We start from the raw sequence: 19,890 nt of genomic DNA on the forward strand, positions 1-19,890 counted from the left end.
CAGGGCGTCCGATTCAACTTTAAACGATACGCATACCGAAATGATAAATACAAATTCCGTCGTGATTTCAAAGTATATCAAGCAGAGAAGTATGATGAGAATCATCAAATTATTTCTCAGGCATTAACACCACATGGGAACACTAAGTACCTTAAGGTGAACCCACAGTGGGAATATTTTAAGTCGAAAGCTCGCGAGTCGCTTTCAAATTCCAACACTTACTCCCGTCGTAAGTACGATGTAGAGACTGTTTTTGGTAACTTGAAGGCTTATTTGGGTTTTAAAAGATTCACAGTACGTGGTCTTAAGAAAGCCAAAAGACAAATTGGGATTGCTTTAATGGCATTAAACATGAAGAAAATGGCCGGAAGGCCGCTCATTTTCTCAAAATATTCAGATAATCAAAAAGCACCATTCAGAATTTTTGTTAAATTCCGAATGGTGCTTCTGATTCAGAGGCTTTTTGTCACAACCCCCTTGTTACCTACTTATACAAATTTCGTGGGTGGGGTTCACCCTTAATCTCATGCTTAACGTGTTCCAACATGTCATCAACCATTTCGACAACGTGAGGATCATCAAGAATATAGAAAACCTTGGTACCCTCCCGCCGGCGACAAACCAGTTGGTAACGGTGGAGGATTCCCAATTGCTTTGAAATCACCGGCTGTGCCAGGCCTAATTGGTCAACAATTGTTGAAACCGACACCTCGCCATCGCAGTGACGCAGGAAATAGAGAATCTCAATTCGGGTACTGTTGCTTAATACCTTATAAATTTTAGCCGCTTCATTAATCAGGTCGCGTGTCGCGGTCACCATTTGCCATTCCCTTCTTTGAATTAATTAGGGAATATTATACCAGACTAAGCAGGTGGGTAATCAAACCACTGTCGTAAAAGACGTAGAGGCCAACCCCAACGTAAATCACCTTCATTAAAGTATCCCCGCACCTCGTCAGGGCCTTCTTGACAACTGGTAGTTCACCAATTGCCTTTATTAGCCAGACGACCACGACTGCCAAGACGCCGATAAAGAGAAGAGCCATTATAAAGTAGTTGATGGTCATCCCCGTCAGCACCGGTAAAAAAATTGACAGGTTACAGCCAGTACAAACCGCTAGATACGTGGTTAAGGTCGCCAGGATAGGCGCCCGGTCAGTCTGCTGGGCTGCCTCATCCTTATCGTGGAGCGCCATATAAATCGGTAAGAACCCCAGTAGGCCGATAAGCCATTCCGGTAAAAACAGGGCGAGGGCCTTACCAATTGTGAAGCTGAGGATCATCAAAATTAACACCCCCGCCAAGTAGCCAACCATCACATCCATGGTTCGGTAACGGTGGAGTAAAAACAGCATAATAATAAAGAAATCTAGGTTAACGGCAACAAACGTTACCAAGAGTAGCCAGTAATTCATCTTTGTTTCCTCCAATATATCAAATTCGATATATTATTTATATACCATTTTTGGTATATATACAAGATGGAATTTTGTGTTAATTAGTGTCGGTAAAGGCATTCCCGGCAAAAAAACTTTTTGCTCTAGACCATTCGTCAACCGGTACCCAACCAACCTTATTGACGGCACTGTTCCCCACCGGTGGGCCATTTCACCACTATCCAGAAACCGGTTCCTTTTGCCGTGCAGATAAGCGTTTGAGAGTATATAATTGTACAGGTGATAGAATTTCTGTAATTTCAGAAGGAGTGAACATTTTGGCTACAGAAAATAAAGCTGTTATTACATTATTTGGTGCAACTGGTGACCTTGCTAAGCGGAAGTTGTACACCGCTCTCTTCAAGCTCTACCAAAAGGGCTACTTGCAAGACCACTTTGCACTGCTCGGAACTTCTCGTCATCCATACACCGACGAAGAATTCCAACAAGTTGTTCGGGACTCAATCAAGGATGTTGAAGAAACTCGCAAGGGCGAAGCTGCTGACTTCTCCAAGCACTTCTTCTACAAGTCACATGACGTTACCAAGCCTGAACACTACACAATCCTAAAGAAGCGGATTGAAGAACTGGACAAGCAGTTTGGCACAGAAGGCAACCGCTTATTCTACATGTCCATGGCTCCCCAATTTTTTGGCACCATTGCCATGAACCTGAAGAAGCAAGACCTACTTTCTGACGACGGCTTTAACCGCCTGGTTATCGAAAAGCCATTCGGTCGTGACTTTGACTCCGCTAAGAAGCTGAACGACGAACTGTCCAAGACCTTCGATGAAAACCAAATCTTCCGGATTGACCACTACCTGGGTAAGGAAATGGTTCAAAACATCCAAGCCCTACGCTTTGGTAACACCATCATCGAATCTTTGTGGAACAACCGTTACATCGACAACATCCAAGTTACCCTGAGTGAAAAGCTCGGTGTCGAAGAACGTGCTGGTTATTACGACAACTCTGGTGCCCTTCGTGACATGGTTCAAAACCACATTATGCAAATCGTTGCCCAATTGGCAATGGAACAACCTGTTTCATTTACCGATACCGACGTTCGGGTTGAAAAGATTAAGGCATTACGGAGTCTCCGTGTCTACACCCCATCCGAAGCCGCCGCTAACTTTGTTCGTGGTCAATACGATGCTGGGAACGGTACTGAAGCATACCGTGACGCAGATGGTGTTGCTCCTGATTCTGGTACTGAAACTTTCGTAGCTGCCAAATTAATGTTTGACAACTACCGTTGGTCTGGTGTGCCATTCTACGTTCGGACTGGTAAGAAGTTAGCCGACAAGTTCACCCGAATTGACGTTGTCTTCAAGAAGCCATTGATCGATATCTTCGCTGACCCTCGTCACGAAAGCGACCAAACCTTGAACTCCAACGTTTTGACAATCTTTGTTGAACCTAAGTCTGGCTTTGCTATGCAATTAAACGCTAAGCGCGCTGGCCAAGGCTTCACGACCCAACCAGTCGACCTGAAGTACCTGCAAAGTGATACCGACAAGAAGGAATCCCCAGAACCATACGAACGTCTCTTCCACGATGCTCTGGAAGGTAACCACACCAACTTCGCATCATGGGCTGAAATTGCCTATGCTTGGAAGTTCGTTGACGTAATTCGGAAGCTTTGGGACATTGAAAAGCCACAGTTCCCTAATTACGTACCAGGCTCAATGGGCCCTGCAGCCTCTGATGAACTGCTTGCCCGTGATGGTCGCCAATGGGTCTACCGTTTAAACCACTAATATACTCAAAAACGTTTTAAGAATTTTCTTAAAACGTTTTTTGTTATTAGATATCGGTTGCACTGTTAAATTTTTTTGTTATAATGGACATTGTGAAAATAATTACATGTTTTTCTTTAAGAGGAGAGTGACTTTAATGTCAGAGAATAAAGCACAAATCGGTGTTGTCGGTTTAGCTGTCATGGGTAAAAACCTTGCATTAAACATTGAAAGTCGGGGCTTCACTGTCGGTGTCTACAACCGTCACCGTAACCGGACTGACGAAATGATGAAGGATCACAGCGACAAGAAGCTTGTTCCTAGTTACACAATTAAGGACTTCGTTGACTCCCTTGAAAAGCCACGGCGGATCTTGCTGATGGTTAAGGCTGGTAAGCCAACCGATGCCGTTATTGATGAATTACTCCCTCTGCTTGACAAAGGTGATGTTCTGATTGATGGTGGGAACACTAACTTCCACGACACCATGGCTCGGAATGCTAAGCTGGACAAGTCCGGTATTAACTTCATCGGCATGGGTGTTTCCGGTGGTGAACTTGGTGCCCTCCACGGTCCTGCCCTGATGCCAGGTGGTCAAAAAGAAGCTTATGACTTAGTTGCTCCTATTTTGACTCAAATCGCTGCCAAGGCTGAAGATGGCAAACCATGTGTTACCTATGTTGGTCCTAACGGTGCCGGCCACTACGTAAAGATGGTCCACAACGGGATTGAATACGGTGACGAAGAGTTAATTGACGAAAGTTATAACATTATGCGAAACGTCTTGAAGATGCCAGTTGATGACATTGCTAAGGCCTTCGCAGAATGGAACAAGGGTGAACTATCCAGTTACCTGGTTGACATCACTGCTGACATTCTGACCCGTAAGGATGACCTTGGTGATGACAAGAGCAAGCCAATTGTTGACATGATTCTTGACCGTGGTGCCAACAAGGGTACTGGTAAGTGGAGTTCTGAAACAGCCCTTGAAGGTGGCGCTCCACAATCCGTTATTACTGAAGCCGTTTACGCTCGTTACATCTCCATGATGAAGGACGAACGGGTTGCCGCAAGCAAGGTCTTACCTGAAGAAACGGAAGCCATCTCCATTGATGACAAGAAGGAACTGATTGAAAAGGTTCGTGAAGCTCTCTACTTCGGTAAGGTTATGTCCTACGCACAAGGATTCGAACAAATGCGAATCGACTCCGAACGTTACAACTGGAACCTGAAGATGGGTGAATTAGCACAGATTTGGCGTGCCGGTTGCATCATTCGTGCCCAATTCCTGCAAAACATCACTGATGCCTTCGACAAGAACCCTGACTTGAAGAACCTTCTTCTTGACGACTACTTCAAGGACATCTCTAAGAAGTACCAAAAGGCTATTCGGGACATCGTTGCCCTTGCTGTTAAGGCTGGTATCCCTGTTCCTGCTCTTAGCGCTGCAATTAGCTACTACGACTCCTACCGTGCAGAAGTTGTTCCTGCTAACCTGCTGCAAGCACAACGTGACTACTTCGGTGCTCACACTTATGAACGTGTTGACCGCCCAGGTAACTACCACTACACTTGGTACAAAGAACAATAAAATCATTGCTACTGAATCCTACAGGGGGACCGGAACTTTCCGGTCCTCTCTTTTTTTATTGGCCGAAATAAAACTTTACCTTGTCCCTGTTGCCGCCTTTCAAATGTGGTTTGACCGCCATTTCACAACCTTTCGTCCGTGCCCGTCCATGATCAAAGATTAAAGGTACCAACAATTTTAATCGTAAAAGTTTACTAAAAAGATATTGACATATTTAGTGAAAGCGCTTAACATAATGGCTGTAAGCTATTATTTAATTTTACGTAGAAAAGGGGAGTCAATAATGGATAAGCAAGAGCCACATAAAGTTCGTTCGCGCCTCGCATACTCACTCGGTGCGTTCGGACATGATGCCTTCTTTGCATTACTTTCTACTTACTTTATGATGTACGTTACCGGTCACCTGTTTACGTCCGGTAACAAGTCCTTTGATAACCGGATGGTCGGATACGTTACGATGACCATCATGATTCTCCGGATTGTGGAATTACTGATTGACCCATTGATTGGTAATGCCATCGACCGGACCAAGACCAAATGGGGGAAGTTTAAGCCATGGGTTGTTGGCGGTGGTGTTATTTCTGCCGTCCTCCTGGCCGCACTGTTCACCCCACTTGGCGGTCTGAACGTTTCTAGTCCAATCATGTACCTGGTTGTCTTTGCTATCATCTACATCATCATGGATGTCTTCTATTCCTTCAATGATGTTGGTTTCTGGTCCATGGTTCCAGCCATGTCATTCGATTCACACGAACGTGACAAGATTGCTACCTTCGCCCGGGTTGGTTCAACCATCGGTGGACAAATCATCGGTTTTGTTATCATGCCAATGGTTCTGTTCTTCTCCATCAATCAAAACGGTGGGACCGGTGACGACCGTAGTTGGTTCATCTTCGCCGTTATCGTTGCTGCTATTTCGGCAATCACTGCAATCGGTGTGGGGATGTTTACCCACGAACAAAAGTCACTGCTTCGTGAAAATAAGGAGCAAACTAAGTTAAAGGATATCCTGCACATCCTGATCAAGAACGACCAATTGTTGGCAATTGCGATGTCCTACCTGTTCTTCACTACTGGTCAAACTCTGTTGAACAGTTTTGAACTGTACTACTTCACTTATATTCTTGGTAACTCTAAGGCCTTCTCAATCCTGGGTGGTCTGAACACGGTTGTCGGTGTTATCTCCGTCTTCGCCTTCCCACTTTTCTCAGGTAAGATTGGGCGTCACAAGCTCTTCTATGGTGCTGCAACGATTGAAGTCCTTGGTGCTGTAATTTTTGCCTTTGCTGGTAAGTCATTAGCACTTGTCCTGCTCGGTGCCGAATTGTTCTTCATTCCACAACCAATCATCTTCCTGGTTGTTTTGATGACGATTACCGACTCTGTTGAATATGGTCAATTAAAGCTTGGTCACCGTGATGAATCGTTGACCTTGTCAATTCGGCCACTGCTTGATAAGTTCGGTGGTGCCGTTGCTAATGGTGTTGTTGGTGCCGCTACTGTTGCTGCTGGAATGACTGGTGGTGCTACAGCCGCTACTGTTACTGCTCACGGCGTTAGCGTCTTCAAGATTTACATGTTCTTAATTCCAATTGCCTTAATTCTTGTTGGTATCATTATCTTCGCCCTTAAGGTTAAGTTGGATGAAAAGTCTCACGCCAAGATTGTGGCTAAGTTGGAACAAACTTGGGGTAAGCACCTTGGTGAAGAAGGCAATGACCAAAACGCCACTGCTGAAGAAGCCGCTCCACAACCACAAGCTGGCGTTACTAACATCCCAGCTCCGGTTGCTGGTGAAGTTGTTAACCTCAAGGACGTCAGTGATCCAGCATTTGCTGAAGGTAAGATGGGACAAGGATTTGCTATCAAGCCAGCTGACGGTAAGGTTTACGCACCATTTGCTGGTACCGTTCGGGCAACCTTCTCAACTCGTCACGCGGTTGGGTTAGTTTCCGACAACGGAATTGCCCTCCTGATTCACATCGGTGTTGATACCGTGAAGTTACATGGTACTGGTTTCATAACCTACTTCACTAAGGGTCAACACGTTGACAAGGGTCAAGAACTCATGGAATTCTGGGACCCAACTATTAAGAAGGCGGGGCTTGATGACACGGTTATCGTCACCGTCACTAATAGTGAAAACTTCGCCTTTGAAATGTTAGCCAAGGCTGGCGACAAGGTCACCGACAAGGACAACATTATGAAAGTCACGAAGAAAGACTAATGTTATTTAGTTAAGTAAAAGGCTGACTGGCAGCAAACTACCAATCAGTCTTTTATAGTTTTAAAAAAGCAGGTCAGCGCTACTCGGCGTTGATCTGCTTTTGTTCTGTCCGGTGGTCATCAAAGTAAGCATGCACTAGTTGACTGTTGACCACCCGTAATTCATGATAGGAAAGGTTATTGGCAAAGAGCATCACCGTCTGCCGGCTTTCCCAGTTACTGTAAAAGGTACATGAATACCCACTCAGGTAACCATTGGCGTGGAGATATGGGGCCTCGATGTAGGCACCACCAAAGTAGGTTTCCCCCGCTGCTTGCCGATTAGTATACTGGGCCAGCATCGTGGGGTTATCAAGTACGCCACGGTACAAGAAGTACCAATAAGCTACCGGGGTACACAGAATATCGCCGGCCCCGGGCTCTTTTGACATGCGCCTTTGTAAGGTTGACCACCCCTGCTTTTTCCCCATCGCCTGAGTTACCCGGTGCCCGTTCGTAAGATGGTCAGCGAACTCCACCCGCACCCCCAGGGGCCTTGAAACTTTGTCCGCCAGGTAATTCTGGTACGACTGCCGGGTCGTCCGGTGAATAACGGCCGCTAAAAAACTGAAGTCCACGTCAGAATAGCACCAACTAAATTTCCCCGTTGACCGGTAATGCTTTAACATATACTGACGTTGGGCCGCTTCGTCTTCTAACGGTGCCGCTAACTTACCAGGGACGTTACGAAGGCCACTCGTGTGCATCATCAGCCGCCCTATTGTAATTTGCGAACCATTGGCCACCTGCGGGTAAAAAGCGCTCAGCGGCGTGCTCAGCGCTAATTTCCCGGAAAGGACTAATTGGTTAATTGCCACCCCGGTCATCAGTTTCTGGAAGGAGGCAATCGGGATCACGCGGTTTGTCCGGACCACCTGTTGGGAGTCCCTTGTTACCTGGTTGCTAACCACTTCTGGATGGTCACCAGGGCCATTTATTAGGGCCAGCCCGTTGACGTGTTTTTGCAAAAGGAGGTGCTGGACCGCCTCCCTTTGTGCCGGGGTTGCTACCTGGGCCCAGACCAAGGTTGGCCTTAAAAAGCATCCCAAGCTAACACTTAAGACTAAAAAGAGGGTCCTCAGTCCGTGCTTACTCATTGTCTTATCCCCTTTCAATCTTTGTTTTCTATCTGAGATTTCCATTCTAACATAAACACAAAAAAGGGTTTCCGTGCCAAAAACTGGTGACACTGGAACCCGTTTTAATCCAGGATTATGTTAGGCTTTATCAACGGCCGTCCGAACAACTAAGACGTCCACAGGGGCGTTCCGCTTTACATAGGAGGTAACGGATCCCATCACTGCCCGTTGCATCCGTGAAAGGCCACTAGCTCCAATCATGATCATGTCATTGTGGTGGTCATGAATGAAGTCAAAGGAAATGATTGTCTTTGGGTTACCCAACCGAATGTGGATATCCATATTGTCAAAGTCATTCTTTTCCCTTGCTTCTTTTAACAGCTTGGTCAGGTATTCTTTTGACTTATCAACCAATTGGTAAGCAATGCTCCCATCGGACATTCCCGCAAAGTTGTATGCCATTGCCCGGGTGTCAATAACGTTCAGTACATCAACATGGGCACCGTTACGCTTAGCAACAAAGATTGCCCGTTCTAGTGCTAATTCTGCTTCCTTAGAACCATCAACTGGTACTAAGATATTTTGGTATTCTTGATCCATATCTCTAAGCCTCCAATGCAGCTTTTTTCCTATGTAACTATTGTACCATTAAATTACCGGGATAAGTAAGGATTCGCGCGAACTCGCGTATTTTTTCACAATTGACAATTACGGCTAAATCACCTACAATTCAATCAATACATTAAGCTAATATGAGAATAATAACATTATTATTTAATCATATAGAGAAATGAGGCTGGGAACTTTATGGATAAAATCGACCGCAAAATTATTAACTCATTGCAAGAGAATGCCCGGGTGTCATTAAAGGAACTCTCTAAGAAATGTTTCATTTCCTCGCCTGCAATCGCCGCCCGCATTACTAAGCTGGAAAAGGCGGGGGTGATCAATGGCTACCACTCTTCCATTAACATGGAAAAGATTGGCTTCCACGTCCGGGCCTTTATCCAGGTCCAGTTGGAACCACGGCAAAAAAAGGAATTCTATCCCTTCGTCCAGAGTGTGCCCAACGTTGTCGAATGTAACTGCGTAACGGGCGATTATTCCGAAATTATGGAGGTTGTCTTTCCCTCAACCACCAACTTGGACGATTTCATCAACACCATCCAGCAACGCTTTGGAAAAACTAGTACCCAGATTGTCTTTAGTACCAGCGTCAACCACCGGGGAATCCACCTGGCAAACGAAGATGACGACGAGAACGATAAACTAAGCGAATAATAAAAAGGACGCAGAAAGGCCGAGACGAAATAATTTTCATCCCGGCCTTTCTTATCGCAATTATTACTTATTCTTTCCGTAATTATCAATAAACTTGTTGTACTGGTCACGATCTAACGACTTTTCTGATTCACCGATAACCAGGGTCGCAATTGAGTTGCCGACAACGTTAACGGCTGTCCGGCCCATGTCGACAAACCGGTCAATCCCGGCGATGAACGTCAGCCCCGCCATTGGTACCCCAATGGTGGAAACACTAGCGAGTAGGACAACAAAGGATGCCCCAGGCACACCCGCCATCCCTTTACTAGTAATCATTAACACAATTAGCAGGGTAATCTGGTGGGCAAGGGTTAAGTGCAGACCATAAGCTTGGGCCAAAAAGATTGCGGCAAGGGACTGATAAATAGCAGACCCATCAAGGTTAAAAGTGTAACCAGTTGGGATAACAAAGGAGGTGATTCCCTTATCAACCCCCATCTCATGAGTTTTCTTCATCAACCGAGGGAGGGTAACTTCTGAACTAGCGGTTGTAAACGCCAGAACAATTTCATCCCAGATAACCCGCATTGTTTTCCAGTAACGCAAGTGGAAGAGATGGGCGGTAATTCCGAGAATAACGATAATAAAAATCAGCATCGTGGCGTAGGCAATCAGGATAAAGTAGCCAAGCGGGAGCAGTGCATCTAGCCCCATTTCCGCAATGGTCATCCCAATCAGACCGAAGACCCCAACTGGGGCGAACTTCATTACCCAGTTAGTAACCTTGAACATTACTTCAGAAACCCCGTTTAAAACATCAATTAAAATTTTGGCTTTCTCACCGACCGCAGCAATTCCCAGCCCAAACAGGACGGAGAACAAGATCACTGGCATCATGTCACCGTCAGACATCGATTTAAAAATATTTGTCGGAATGATTGACAGGACTAAAGGCCAAAAGCCACTGTCATGGGCCGCGTGCTTGGCAGTCGACATGTATTGAGAAATATCCGTTGCGTGAAGGTCATGGATATTAATAAACGTTCCGGGGTGGGTCAAGTTGGCCATCCCGATACCAAGAATCAGGGCAATCGTTGTCAAAATTTCAAAGTAGATCAAGGTCTTGGCCCCAATCCGGCCCAGTTTCTTAATATCACCAATGTTAGCAATCCCTACTGTTAAGCAGGAAACAACGATTGGCATAACGATCATTTGGATCAGGCGGATAAAGATTGTCCCCAGACTTTGCATCACTGTGATGGCACTATTATTTTGGTAGAAAATCACTCCACAGATAATTCCCAAAACTAAACCAATCATAATTTGCCATCCCATGCTTTGACGGCTGAACCGATAATGTTTCACTTTTACATCCTTCTCTCCCTTTCAATGTCAGTGAATACTTTATCACATGTCGGCTTACTTTTCACTAACTGATAGGGTAAAATACGAACAGAATCGTTATATTTATATAGCAAGTTCACTATTTATAAATAACACTTTTCTAGGAATGATGATAGTAAAGTTCTGGTTTTGTCTGAAATAACCTGTATATAAAATAATAATATACCTTTTTTACCACAATATTGCCCTAGTATCCGTCCTTATCGTTTGGCTAAAATATTCTACAATTGTCCGGATTTACTTTTTAAATTTTTTTGAAAAAATATTTATTCTGGCCTTTATTCACTATTTAAAAATCACAGCCACTTTAAATATCGTCTTCTCCCTGCCAAATAAAAATGCTGGCTAGGCATTGGCTCACCTAGTCGGCATTTTCAACTTTCTTTAACGTTGCAACGTGTTCTGCAGTACACGCTAAAACAACCGAAGCCGACGCTTACAGCGTCAACTCCGGTTGCCGTACTTCTACTTTTACATAGCCGTAACGTGCTCCACCCCCACGGGCCTAGTGCCTAACAGAAAAAACGGCTGGCGCCTTCTGCGCCAACCGTTTTCCCATGTTAGTCATACGGCCCTCTTCGGGGGGGTCCGCACTCATTTATTTTGTTGTCTGCCGCTTTATCAAATGCGTTCCCACAACTGTCTTGCACGGGTCCGCATCTGGATTCTTTAGCCGCTTGACCATCATGTCAACCGCCGCGTGGGCCATTTCATCCGTTGCCACGTGGACCGCTGACATACTTGGGTAAACATACTTGACCAGCGCCGTATCGTTAAACGAGATCAACGCTAACCGCTGCGGAATCGCAATCTTAGCTTCCTGAACCGCTTTTAACGCGCCAACCGCCATCGGATCGTTTGCAATAAAGATTCCGTGCGGTAGGCGATTACCGAGCCGCTCAATTGCCCGTTTCATTGCTTTATATCCCGACATCGAGGTGTAGTCGCCGGCAAATATAAATTCGGAGTGATACAGGTTCTTTTGGCGGAGGTCATTTTCAAAATAGAAGCGCCGGAGGTCCGGAACAATCTCGTTATCCGTAGTGGTTTCCGTTCCCACTAGCATTCCAATGTCCTCGATTCCCTCATTAACGAACTCGCTAATTACGGAACGAACAGCATTTTCAAAGTCGGGAACCAAGCAGTCATAACCAGCAGCTAAACTATCATAATCAACAAAGACAATGTTCTTTGTCACTAACTGAAACTTCTCTACCTGGGCATCACTAAACTTACCAATCGCAATAATACCAGTAACGTCTTGAGGAATATCCTCCATGTTATTCTGGTAAATCGGCACGGTCTGTAGCCCCCGGCGTTGGGCAGAACGCTCAATTTCCATCCGGATAGCCATGTAGTACAGATCATCCAGCTCCTGGGTCAGTGAGTACCACTGAACAACCGCAACCTTTTGGACACGGTTGTTCTGCGTCCGCTTATGTTTCGTATAGTTAAACTGCTCAGCGGTCGCAATTACCCGTTGCCGGGTCTTTTCGTTAACTGAAAGGGTCACGTCATTGTTGAGGATTCGCGATACCGTCGCAATTGATACCCCAGCTTTATTTGCAATGTCTCGTAACGTTACTGCCATCCTCACAGACTCCTTTCAGCTTTAATCATTACAGTTGCTTGATAAACCGGTCCCAGCCAGCTTGACCGGCAACGTCTTCCTTGAAGACCCCGGCGTTTTCCAGAACATTAGCAAAGATGTTGGCCAGCTCTTGTTCCATCACTTCGTCAACGTTGTCTTTCGTAATCTTTGTCTTAGCCTGGACTTCCTTTGCCCATGGCAGGTGGCTGTCGGCAATCTTGTTTCGGCACCCAGCCAGAACTTTTTGACTTCGTTGAGTTCGTCCTTAAGACGGGCAGGTAGGATTGCCCGGCCCATCACTTCAATCAGACCAATATTTTCCTTCTTAATGTGCCACAGCTTTTCGTGCGGGTGGAAAATACCAAGTGGGTACTTGTCACTCGTGTTATTGTCCCGCAAAACAAGGTCGAGGACGTACTTCTCACTGTCACGGTGCATGATTGGCGTAACCGTGTGGTGGCGAGTGTCACCATCAAATGCCTTAATGTTGAGGCTTTCGTCGCTGTAATGGTCCCAAAAATCAATAATGTGGGTCCCCAAGTCAATCAGTTGGGTTGCATCCGCGCTCGTTAACCGAATGTCGCTCATTGGCCAGTTAACGATCCCAGCTTCAACTGCGGGGTAGTCAGCAAATTGCAGAGGCTTCTTGATTGACGCCTTCATCATTGGGAAGGTGTGGCGGCCACCCTGGTAGTGCTCATGGGCTAGCATTGAGCCCCCAACAATCGGCAGGTCGGCATTGCTACCAACGAAGTAGGCTGGCAGCTGATTTTCAATTTCTACCAGGTTAATCAGTGTTTGCCGGTTGATCTTCATTGGTTCATGCTTACTGTACAAGAAGATGCAGTGTTCGTTGAAATAAGCGTATGGCGAGTACTGGAAGCCCCACTGCTTACCACCAATCGTCATCCGGATAATCCGGTGGTTACTCCGGGCTGCTTGACCTAGCCGGCCCTTGTAACCCTCGTTTTCCATGCACAATGCACATTGTGGGTACTTCTTCTTCGTGTCGTGAGCCGCTGCTGCGATTGCCTTAGGATCCTTTTCCGGCTTGGAAAGGTTAATCGTAATCTCTAAGTTACCATACTTGGTCGGCTTATCAAAGACCACGTTCTTCTTAATCGCCGCAACCTTAACGTAGTCGTTGCTGGTACACAGCTTGTAGAACCAGTTAGTGGCGGTCTCCGGGGATTGTTGGTACTTTTCCCAGAACTCGCGATTAACCACTGATGGCCGTGGAGTCATCAGGTCGTACAGCTGGTCATTGAGAATCTCTCTGGCCGTTTGGCCGTCCTCAATCTTCCCCCGCTTAACAGCCAGGTCAACCAACTGGGCAACCAATGGCTTATCTGCAGCGGCTTCGACATCTTCGTCACCAACCAGGGCCCGGATTTTGTTTAATACGTAAATCCGGTCCAGCGGTTCATAGGCGCCACTTTCAATTACCTTGTCTGCATATTCTTCCAATAACTTCATTTTCTCATTCCCCCGCAATTGGATATCAATTACAACTTATGTGGTCCGTCAACCACTTCAGCATCATAGAAGCTGGCATCGTAGCCAATCTTGTCACGGTAAATCTTACCGACGTTCTTCTTGAAGTCTTCCGCAGCGGACTTCTTAACAATGGCAATGGCACTGCCGGCGAATCCACCGCCGACCATCCGGGCACCCAGGCAGCCAGGTTGTTCCCAAGCACTTTCTGCTAAGGTATCCAGTTCCTTACCAGTGACTTCGTAGTCGTACTTCAGGGAAACGTGGGATGCGTTGATCAAGCGGCCGAGTTCTTCCAGGTCACCCTTTTGCATTGCGTCGATGGCCCGCTTTGTTCGTTCATTTTCACTAACGGCGTGCCGGGCCCGACGAATTAAGGTGGCATCGTTGATCAGGTAAGTGTATTGGTCAAAAGTTTCAGAGTCAATTTCACCGAGCTTAGTGATGTTTAACTTCTTGCTCAGGCGCTTAACTGCTTCACCACATTCTTCAACCCGTTCGTTGTACTTGGAGCCCGCTAAGGAGTGGGTCTTGTTCGTACTCATGATCAGGATTTCGTAGTCACCCAGTTCAAGTGGCAGGTACTTGTATTCCAAGGTATTGCAGTCTAGGAAGATGGCGTTGTCTTTCTTCCCCATCCCGACAGCAAACTGGTCCATGATACCGGAGTTCAGACCGACAAAGTCGTTTTCGGTCTTTTGACCAAGCTTAACTAACTCAATTTCATCAATGTCTAAGTTAAATTCTTCCTTCAGTAAGTTCCCCATCAGCATTTCAATGGAAGCAGATGAAGAAAGTCCGGAACCGTATGGCAGGTAACCATGAATGTAGAAGTTGAAACCATGGTCAATCTTGTAGCCACGCTGCTTCAGGTAAACAAGCATCCCCTTAAAGTAGTTGACCCACTTTTCGTCCTTCGCGGTTTGGGGTTGCTCATCATTGATATCAAAGGTGATGATCTTACTGTTCTCTTCCTTAGCGGAGTTAGCAGAGTAGATTGCGACCTTGGTGTCTTCCCGTGGCCCATAAACACCGTACGTCCCAATGCTGATTGCACATGGGAAAACATGACCACCATTGTAGTCGGTGTGTTCACCAATCACATTGATCCGGCCTGGTGAGAAGAAGACATCCTTACCGTTTTCGTTAAAGACCTTTTTATATTCATCAAGAAATTGTTGCTTATCCATCACAATTAACCTCCATACCTCAAATAAAACTTATGGTAAACTTTTACTAAATATAATTTAATATTATTTGCCCGATTTGTCAATAAGCGCTTTCATAATAATTAAATAAATATGGTAAGCGCTTTCTTGAATACCTTAGTAATAGTAGCTTTTGCTAATCAATGCTAAAATTATTTTTAAAGAGGAGGGACTTAAATGGCAATTTATCACGCTAACGATCTTTTGCCCCTTGCCCAGCGAACCGGGCGGTGGGTAGTAAGAAAGATCAATAACCAGCCGGTACTATACACCACCAACCTCGGTAGTGTCATCAAGATGGTCAGCCAGGCAGCCCGAGAAGTTCAGGTAACGGTCCTGGACAACGGGAGTGCGCAGGTGGCTAGTCAGTTCTATGCCTACCGGGTTGACCAGGGGCAATGGCAGCGGGTCGCCGCCGCTAAGGGAACGTGGACGATCCCCCTGCCAAGTTGCCAGTCCCACCTCATCGAAGTAATGACGGCCGGCAACACTGACCTCGACCCGGTCTGGACCGGCCAGGCGGGGTTCGCAATCATCAGCATCACCAGCAGGCCGGGGGCCCTTCATCCCGCTCCTTTGCAGCCACTCGTTGACTTCATCGGTGACTCAATAACGGCCGGCTGCTGGGTAGCCGGGCACCATGCTTCTGCTGATTACCGGCCCGAGAGCAACTATGTCGGTATTGCTAGCGACCAACTGGGAATCGACAGCGTACGGATTGCCTATTCCGCCGGCGGGGTTTTGCGCCCGGCTACCGGTGGGGTTCCCGTGGCCAGCCAGTTTCTTCCCCAAATTGACCAGACTACCCGGTGGGCGGTCAACCGGCCGGACATGGTCGTTGTCAACATCGGGGTCAACGACCGCCGCTACCCTACCGACCAGTTTGTCTTGGCATACGACCACTTTATCAGTCAGGTGAAATCAACTTTCCCCAACAGTTTGATTCTGATCATGGTCCCCTTTAGTCAAACCTTCCGTACGGAAATCGTCCGGTGCGCACACCGCCACCACCTTCCCGTGATTGATACCAGGGGTTGGTGCACCAGCTTCATCGATGGTCTCCACCCCGACCAAATTGGGGCGCAAACGGCGGGACGGCGGTTAGCAGGGGCCCTTGCCCCATTTTTAAAACAAATCAAAGGAGGAAAATAACAATGAAACGCTTATTAAACATTGAAGATGGCTATAATTTCCGTGAACTTGGTGGCTACCCCACCCAAGATGGGCACCAGGTAAAGTTTAACCGGCTAATCCGTTCCGGCTCCTTAACCCGGCTCAATGACCACGACCAGGCTGTCCTGGCAGCCATCCCCGTCAAGAATGACCTCGACCTCCGTTCCAATCCAGAAGTCGCGGCTGCCCCGGACCGGGTTCCTGCCGGCGCAACTTACCGTCACCTTCCCGTCTTTGCGGTCGACGAAACGGACGCCTCGCACAGCGATGAAGAGATTGCCCAGCAAATGCAAGAAGAGGGTAACGGCTACCGGCACATGCTAGATGTCTACCGGCGGATGGCCAGCTTGCCAAGCGCAAAAAAGACCTACCAGGAGATGTTTAAGGTCCTCCTGACCACAACCAACGGGGCCACTCTCTTCCACTGCACGGCGGGAAAGGATCGAACCGGTTTTGCTGCCTTCCTCATTCTCTCCGCACTGGGTGTTCCACGTGAAACAATTATTAAGGACTATCTCCTAACTAACGAGGTCACGGCGGACGTACGGAAGAAGTGGCTCGCTGGGATCCGTAAAAATAGTGCCGGCCTTGGGAATGTTGACGCGGTCGTCAGCAATCGTAACGCCCTGGCCTCCGTTAATGCCGACTACCTCAATACGGCCTTGGCCACAATCAAAGAAGAGTCTGGGGACGTTGGCCACTACCTAACCGACTACCTTGGCCTCTCAAAAGGCGATTTAACCACCCTGCGCCATTTATATTTGGACTAGGCCAGGTTATAATTGATATACAAGGAGGGAGCTAGTTATGCAAATTTCTGTTCCGTTAATTGACGGTTTCTTGGCTGACGAGTACGGCAAGTATGCACCGGCCGATTTGATGGTCGCTAACCACCCAGTGAAATCTTTCCCCATCCACATTACGGATGCCCCCGCGGGGACGAAGTCGTTTGCACTTGTTTTCATTGATTTTGATTCAACCCCCGTCTGTGGCTTTACGTGGATTCACTGGCTCGCTGCCAATATTCCAGCGACGCTGACAGCTATTCCAGCCGATGCCAGCCGCCAGTTAAAAGCCCAGTTTGTCCAAGGAAAGAACAGTAACGCCGGCCGCCTGGTCAATGGTGACCCGCAGATTGCCAGCGGTTATGTTGGCCCGCAGCCACCGGACAAGGCTCACGACTACACATTAGCCGTCTACGCACTAGATACCGTCCTCCCCTTAGAGAACGGCTACTGGCTTAATGACTTTCTCCACGCTGCGGAGGGTCATGTCCTCGCCAAAGCTAAAGCAACCATTCCTAGTCGCGCTTAAGGAAGTGATATTATGGAAACAAGGATTTTCTTTAATCCGGGTGATTCAATCGCCAACATTCATGACTACAACGAAGCCGTTCGGAAGGGGCAAATCTTCAAAAAAGAGCGGCACAGTGATGACCTGGTAATTGCCAAGGGCCCTAATGATGAAGAATACGCAATCTTCTACGCCAAGGACGCCCTGCCGGCCAATCATCAAAAGTCAAAGCCGTACGATGTTAAGAACAAACTTTAGGCTGTGTTACTTTAAAACAGACTAAGCTTAGTAGTGGAAATATCAGAACGACGGTTCTGATGTTTTCACTACTTTTTTGTTAAAGTAGGAGTGAAGTTGACATGTCGTATTTTTATATGACGCTTGACGTCGGATTTAAAAATGGCAACTTCACAAGTCTATTATTAATCTGTTCTTAGTCTGTTGGCTCTTAAGTCGTGTATTGAAAATTAGATTTAATAGATCTTTTGTGATTCTACTTCATTTGGAGATGATAAAATTGCGTACTGTATTTGGAATTGATGTTAGTAAACATACAATTAATCTGGCAATTGTAGTTATTAAAGTGAAAGTTGATGAGTGTAAACTAACCCTTGATCGTCCTGGATTAGCCGACTTATTAAAATTACTCAAGTCTTTCCATCAACCTGAAGTAGTTTTTGAAGCGACTGGCATTTACTCACGAATTCTTCAACACTTTCTTGATTGTGATGAATTTGAATACACAATGCTTAATCCATTAGCTGCTAAAAAGCAGCTCGATAATTTACGTCCTTACAAATCAGACCGCAGTGATGCATTAAATTTAGCTCAAACTAGTTTTATTATTCACCGCTCTTTATCTTATAAGCAGAGCCCAATATATGAACAACTACATGATCTTAGTCGATTTTACCAAGAGGTAAGTCGGGATGTTATTAGTCATAAAAACCGCCTACACCGTGCTTTGCAGCTCACCTTCCCGCAATTAGAGTCACTATTTAGTAACACTAATAACGAGTTATATTGGGCAATTGTGCAACACTTTGCTTGCCCTTCGCAAGTCTTTAATACTTCATTTACTGAGCTATATTCCTTTATCCTGAATAGCACTAATAAAATTATATCGGCTAACCGCGCAAACCGCATTGCCAAAAAGTTATTAGTACTTGCTAAAAAAGCTTATCCAGTTGTTGATGACAATTCTTATGTTTACGAACAAATTCGGTACTTAGCTAATCGCATTATGAAAGAAGTCCACGAAAAAGATAAAATCATTACAGAAATGCATCATAAAGCAGAAAATTTACCTGAATATAATTTACTATTGAGCATTCCTGGGTTTGGGGTACGAACTGTTACCTCTTTAATTGGTGAATTAGGCGATATTCGTCGCTTTCACAGTAGTAATGCGCTTAATGCCTACATCGGGATTGATCTTAGACATTATGAATCAGGCAACTTCGTTGCTGCTGATCATATTAGTAAACGTGGTGACGCAGTCGCTCGTAAAATTCTATTTGGATCCATTCAAAATATTGCAGTGGCTAGTCATTTTCACCCTAATCATATTAATGACTTTTATCAGAAAAGGAAAAGGCAATCTTCTCAGCCTGGGACTAAGAAAATTGCCATTGCAGCGATACATCGTCTTCTCAGAACGATTTATCATCTCGTGAAATACAATCAATCTTATAATTATCAAATAGCCAAATCATAATTTAAAATTGATTCTTATTATTATTTTACAACCCATGAAAAATAAATCTAGTTCATGAGCTTATTTTGTTATACCTTAAATTCCTTTCTTAAGCTACTTTGACTACCTAAATAGTTTTTTTCTTAAATTAAATTCAAAGAAACACCCTAATATACTTGACTATTCGATCGAGTAGGAGGTAATTGATTAGTTCAATTACCGACCTCTCACACCACCGTACGTACGGTTCCGTATACGGCGGTTCAGTAATTTAAGCATTTTGAATAGACTGGAATACCTTGGAGAAATTCATCAATCCAAGTTGTTCCAGTTTTTCGTTTGTTAACGTATAAAGTAGTGTTTTGCTATGTGCTGTGCGCCAGTAACCCTTGCGGGTATAAGCAGCTAGCCGAGCATCATTCTGATTCAAACCTAGTCGTTTCAGGTTAGTGATCTTCGTTTTGATTTTCTTCCATGATTTCCAGATGTATTGTCGAACTCTAGACCGTAGCCACTGATCTATTCGTTTCAAGAAGTTTGTCATCTTACCAGATGAGTAGTATTGAATCCATCCGCGCATTTTTCGTGTGATTTCCATAAACATTTGTTCAAGTGAAATTCCGCGATTGCGTTTCGTAATTCGTTTGAGTTCCTGTTT

The 19,890-nt window shown here is 45.8% G+C and carries 18 protein-coding genes and 1 pseudogene; 10 read left to right on the top strand and 9 right to left on the bottom strand.

All coding sequences use genetic code 11. From position 1 onward, the window contains the following. On the top strand, positions 1-522 hold a 522-nt coding region (locus tag ACEYV4_RS05605), incomplete at its 5' end, for a transposase (RefSeq protein ID WP_373842396.1). Here the strand turns inward: ACEYV4_RS05605 and ACEYV4_RS05610 are convergent. Continuing rightward, positions 485-820: a helix-turn-helix transcriptional regulator gene (locus ACEYV4_RS05610; protein WP_047767726.1), complete on the bottom strand. Its 336-nt coding sequence runs from the start codon at positions 818-820 to the stop codon at positions 485-487. The two genes, ACEYV4_RS05605 and ACEYV4_RS05610, sit on opposite strands and share 38 nt — an antisense overlap. A gap of 34 nt (positions 821-854) precedes the next feature. Continuing rightward, positions 855-1,415 (bottom strand): cadmium resistance transporter, encoded by a 561-nt coding sequence (locus tag ACEYV4_RS05615; RefSeq protein WP_047767724.1) that lies wholly within the window; start codon positions 1,413-1,415, stop codon positions 855-857. Between the two features lie 299 nt (positions 1,416-1,714). Here ACEYV4_RS05615 and zwf point away from each other — a divergent pair, with 299 nt between their 5' ends. The 3 genes from zwf (at position 1,715) to ACEYV4_RS05630 (ending at position 6,993) form a co-directional block, all read left to right on the top strand. Further along, positions 1,715-3,196 carry a glucose-6-phosphate dehydrogenase gene (gene zwf / locus ACEYV4_RS05620; RefSeq protein WP_222258221.1) on the top strand — a complete coding sequence of 494 codons (1,482 nt, stop codon included), beginning with the start codon at positions 1,715-1,717 and terminating at the stop codon, positions 3,194-3,196. A gap of 136 nt (positions 3,197-3,332) precedes the next feature. Beyond that, positions 3,333-4,766, top strand: a complete 1,434-nt coding sequence (gene gndA, locus ACEYV4_RS05625; protein WP_047767720.1) for an NADP-dependent phosphogluconate dehydrogenase — start codon at positions 3,333-3,335, stop codon at positions 4,764-4,766. Between the two features lie 283 nt (positions 4,767-5,049). Beyond that, the gene (locus ACEYV4_RS05630; protein ID WP_373842397.1) at positions 5,050-6,993 is read left to right on the top strand and encodes a glycoside-pentoside-hexuronide (GPH):cation symporter; all 1,944 of its coding nucleotides are present in this window, start codon (positions 5,050-5,052) and stop codon (positions 6,991-6,993) included. 79 nt (positions 6,994-7,072) lie between these two features. On the opposite strand, the gene ACEYV4_RS05635 is transcribed toward ACEYV4_RS05630, so the two are convergent. Then, positions 7,073-8,128: a serine hydrolase domain-containing protein gene (locus ACEYV4_RS05635; protein WP_367333402.1), complete on the bottom strand. Its 1,056-nt coding sequence runs from the start codon at positions 8,126-8,128 to the stop codon at positions 7,073-7,075. Positions 8,129-8,248: 120 nt separating this feature from the next. Next, the gene (locus tag ACEYV4_RS05640) at positions 8,249-8,710 is read right to left on the bottom strand and encodes a universal stress protein (protein ID WP_373842398.1); all 462 of its coding nucleotides are present in this window, start codon (positions 8,708-8,710) and stop codon (positions 8,249-8,251) included. A gap of 207 nt (positions 8,711-8,917) precedes the next feature. On the opposite strand from ACEYV4_RS05640, the gene ACEYV4_RS05645 reads away from it, so the two are divergent. Next, the gene (locus ACEYV4_RS05645) at positions 8,918-9,391 is read left to right on the top strand and encodes an Lrp/AsnC family transcriptional regulator (protein WP_047767714.1); all 474 of its coding nucleotides are present in this window, start codon (positions 8,918-8,920) and stop codon (positions 9,389-9,391) included. Positions 9,392-9,454: 63 nt separating this feature from the next. On the opposite strand, the gene ACEYV4_RS05650 is transcribed toward ACEYV4_RS05645, so the two are convergent. The 4 genes and pseudogenes from ACEYV4_RS05650 to ACEYV4_RS05665 all read right to left on the bottom strand — a co-directional run bounded on the left by ACEYV4_RS05650 (position 9,455) and on the right by ACEYV4_RS05665 (position 15,052). Next, the gene (locus ACEYV4_RS05650; protein ID WP_047767712.1) at positions 9,455-10,738 is read right to left on the bottom strand and encodes a dicarboxylate/amino acid:cation symporter; all 1,284 of its coding nucleotides are present in this window, start codon (positions 10,736-10,738) and stop codon (positions 9,455-9,457) included. Positions 10,739-11,375: 637 nt separating this feature from the next. Further along, positions 11,376-12,368 (bottom strand): LacI family DNA-binding transcriptional regulator, encoded by a 993-nt coding sequence (locus ACEYV4_RS05655; protein WP_367333400.1) that lies wholly within the window; start codon positions 12,366-12,368, stop codon positions 11,376-11,378. Positions 12,369-12,396: 28 nt separating this feature from the next. Beyond that, positions 12,397-13,844, bottom strand: a pseudogene (locus ACEYV4_RS05660) (UDP-glucose--hexose-1-phosphate uridylyltransferase). A 29-nt stretch (positions 13,845-13,873) separates the two neighbouring features. Next, positions 13,874-15,052, bottom strand: a complete 1,179-nt coding sequence (locus ACEYV4_RS05665; RefSeq protein ID WP_047767705.1) for a galactokinase — start codon at positions 15,050-15,052, stop codon at positions 13,874-13,876. A 195-nt stretch (positions 15,053-15,247) separates the two neighbouring features. Here ACEYV4_RS05665 and ACEYV4_RS05670 point away from each other — a divergent pair, with 195 nt between their 5' ends. From ACEYV4_RS05670 to ACEYV4_RS05690, 5 genes are all read left to right on the top strand, one after another. Further along, the gene (locus ACEYV4_RS05670) at positions 15,248-16,222 is read left to right on the top strand and encodes an SGNH/GDSL hydrolase family protein (protein ID WP_367333398.1); all 975 of its coding nucleotides are present in this window, start codon (positions 15,248-15,250) and stop codon (positions 16,220-16,222) included. 2 nt (positions 16,223-16,224) lie between these two features. Then, complete coding sequence (locus ACEYV4_RS05675) at positions 16,225-17,013, top strand: tyrosine-protein phosphatase (RefSeq protein WP_053003007.1); 789 nt, start codon at positions 16,225-16,227, stop codon at positions 17,011-17,013. A gap of 37 nt (positions 17,014-17,050) precedes the next feature. Beyond that, positions 17,051-17,557: a YbhB/YbcL family Raf kinase inhibitor-like protein gene (locus ACEYV4_RS05680; RefSeq protein ID WP_373842399.1), complete on the top strand. Its 507-nt coding sequence runs from the start codon at positions 17,051-17,053 to the stop codon at positions 17,555-17,557. A gap of 12 nt (positions 17,558-17,569) precedes the next feature. Continuing rightward, complete coding sequence (locus ACEYV4_RS05685; RefSeq protein WP_047767696.1) at positions 17,570-17,794, top strand: hypothetical protein; 225 nt, start codon at positions 17,570-17,572, stop codon at positions 17,792-17,794. A 259-nt stretch (positions 17,795-18,053) separates the two neighbouring features. Then, positions 18,054-19,253 carry an IS110 family transposase gene (locus tag ACEYV4_RS05690; RefSeq protein WP_373842400.1) on the top strand — a complete coding sequence of 400 codons (1,200 nt, stop codon included), beginning with the start codon at positions 18,054-18,056 and terminating at the stop codon, positions 19,251-19,253. 250 nt (positions 19,254-19,503) lie between these two features. Here ACEYV4_RS05690 and ACEYV4_RS05695 read toward each other — a convergent pair. Continuing rightward, positions 19,504-19,890, bottom strand: a 387-nt coding sequence (locus ACEYV4_RS05695; protein WP_373842401.1) for a group II intron maturase-specific domain-containing protein, incomplete at its 5' end; no start/stop codon positions are given.

It is taken from the genome of Limosilactobacillus sp., from assembly GCF_041859915.1.
Classification (GTDB): domain Bacteria; phylum Bacillota; class Bacilli; order Lactobacillales; family Lactobacillaceae; genus Limosilactobacillus.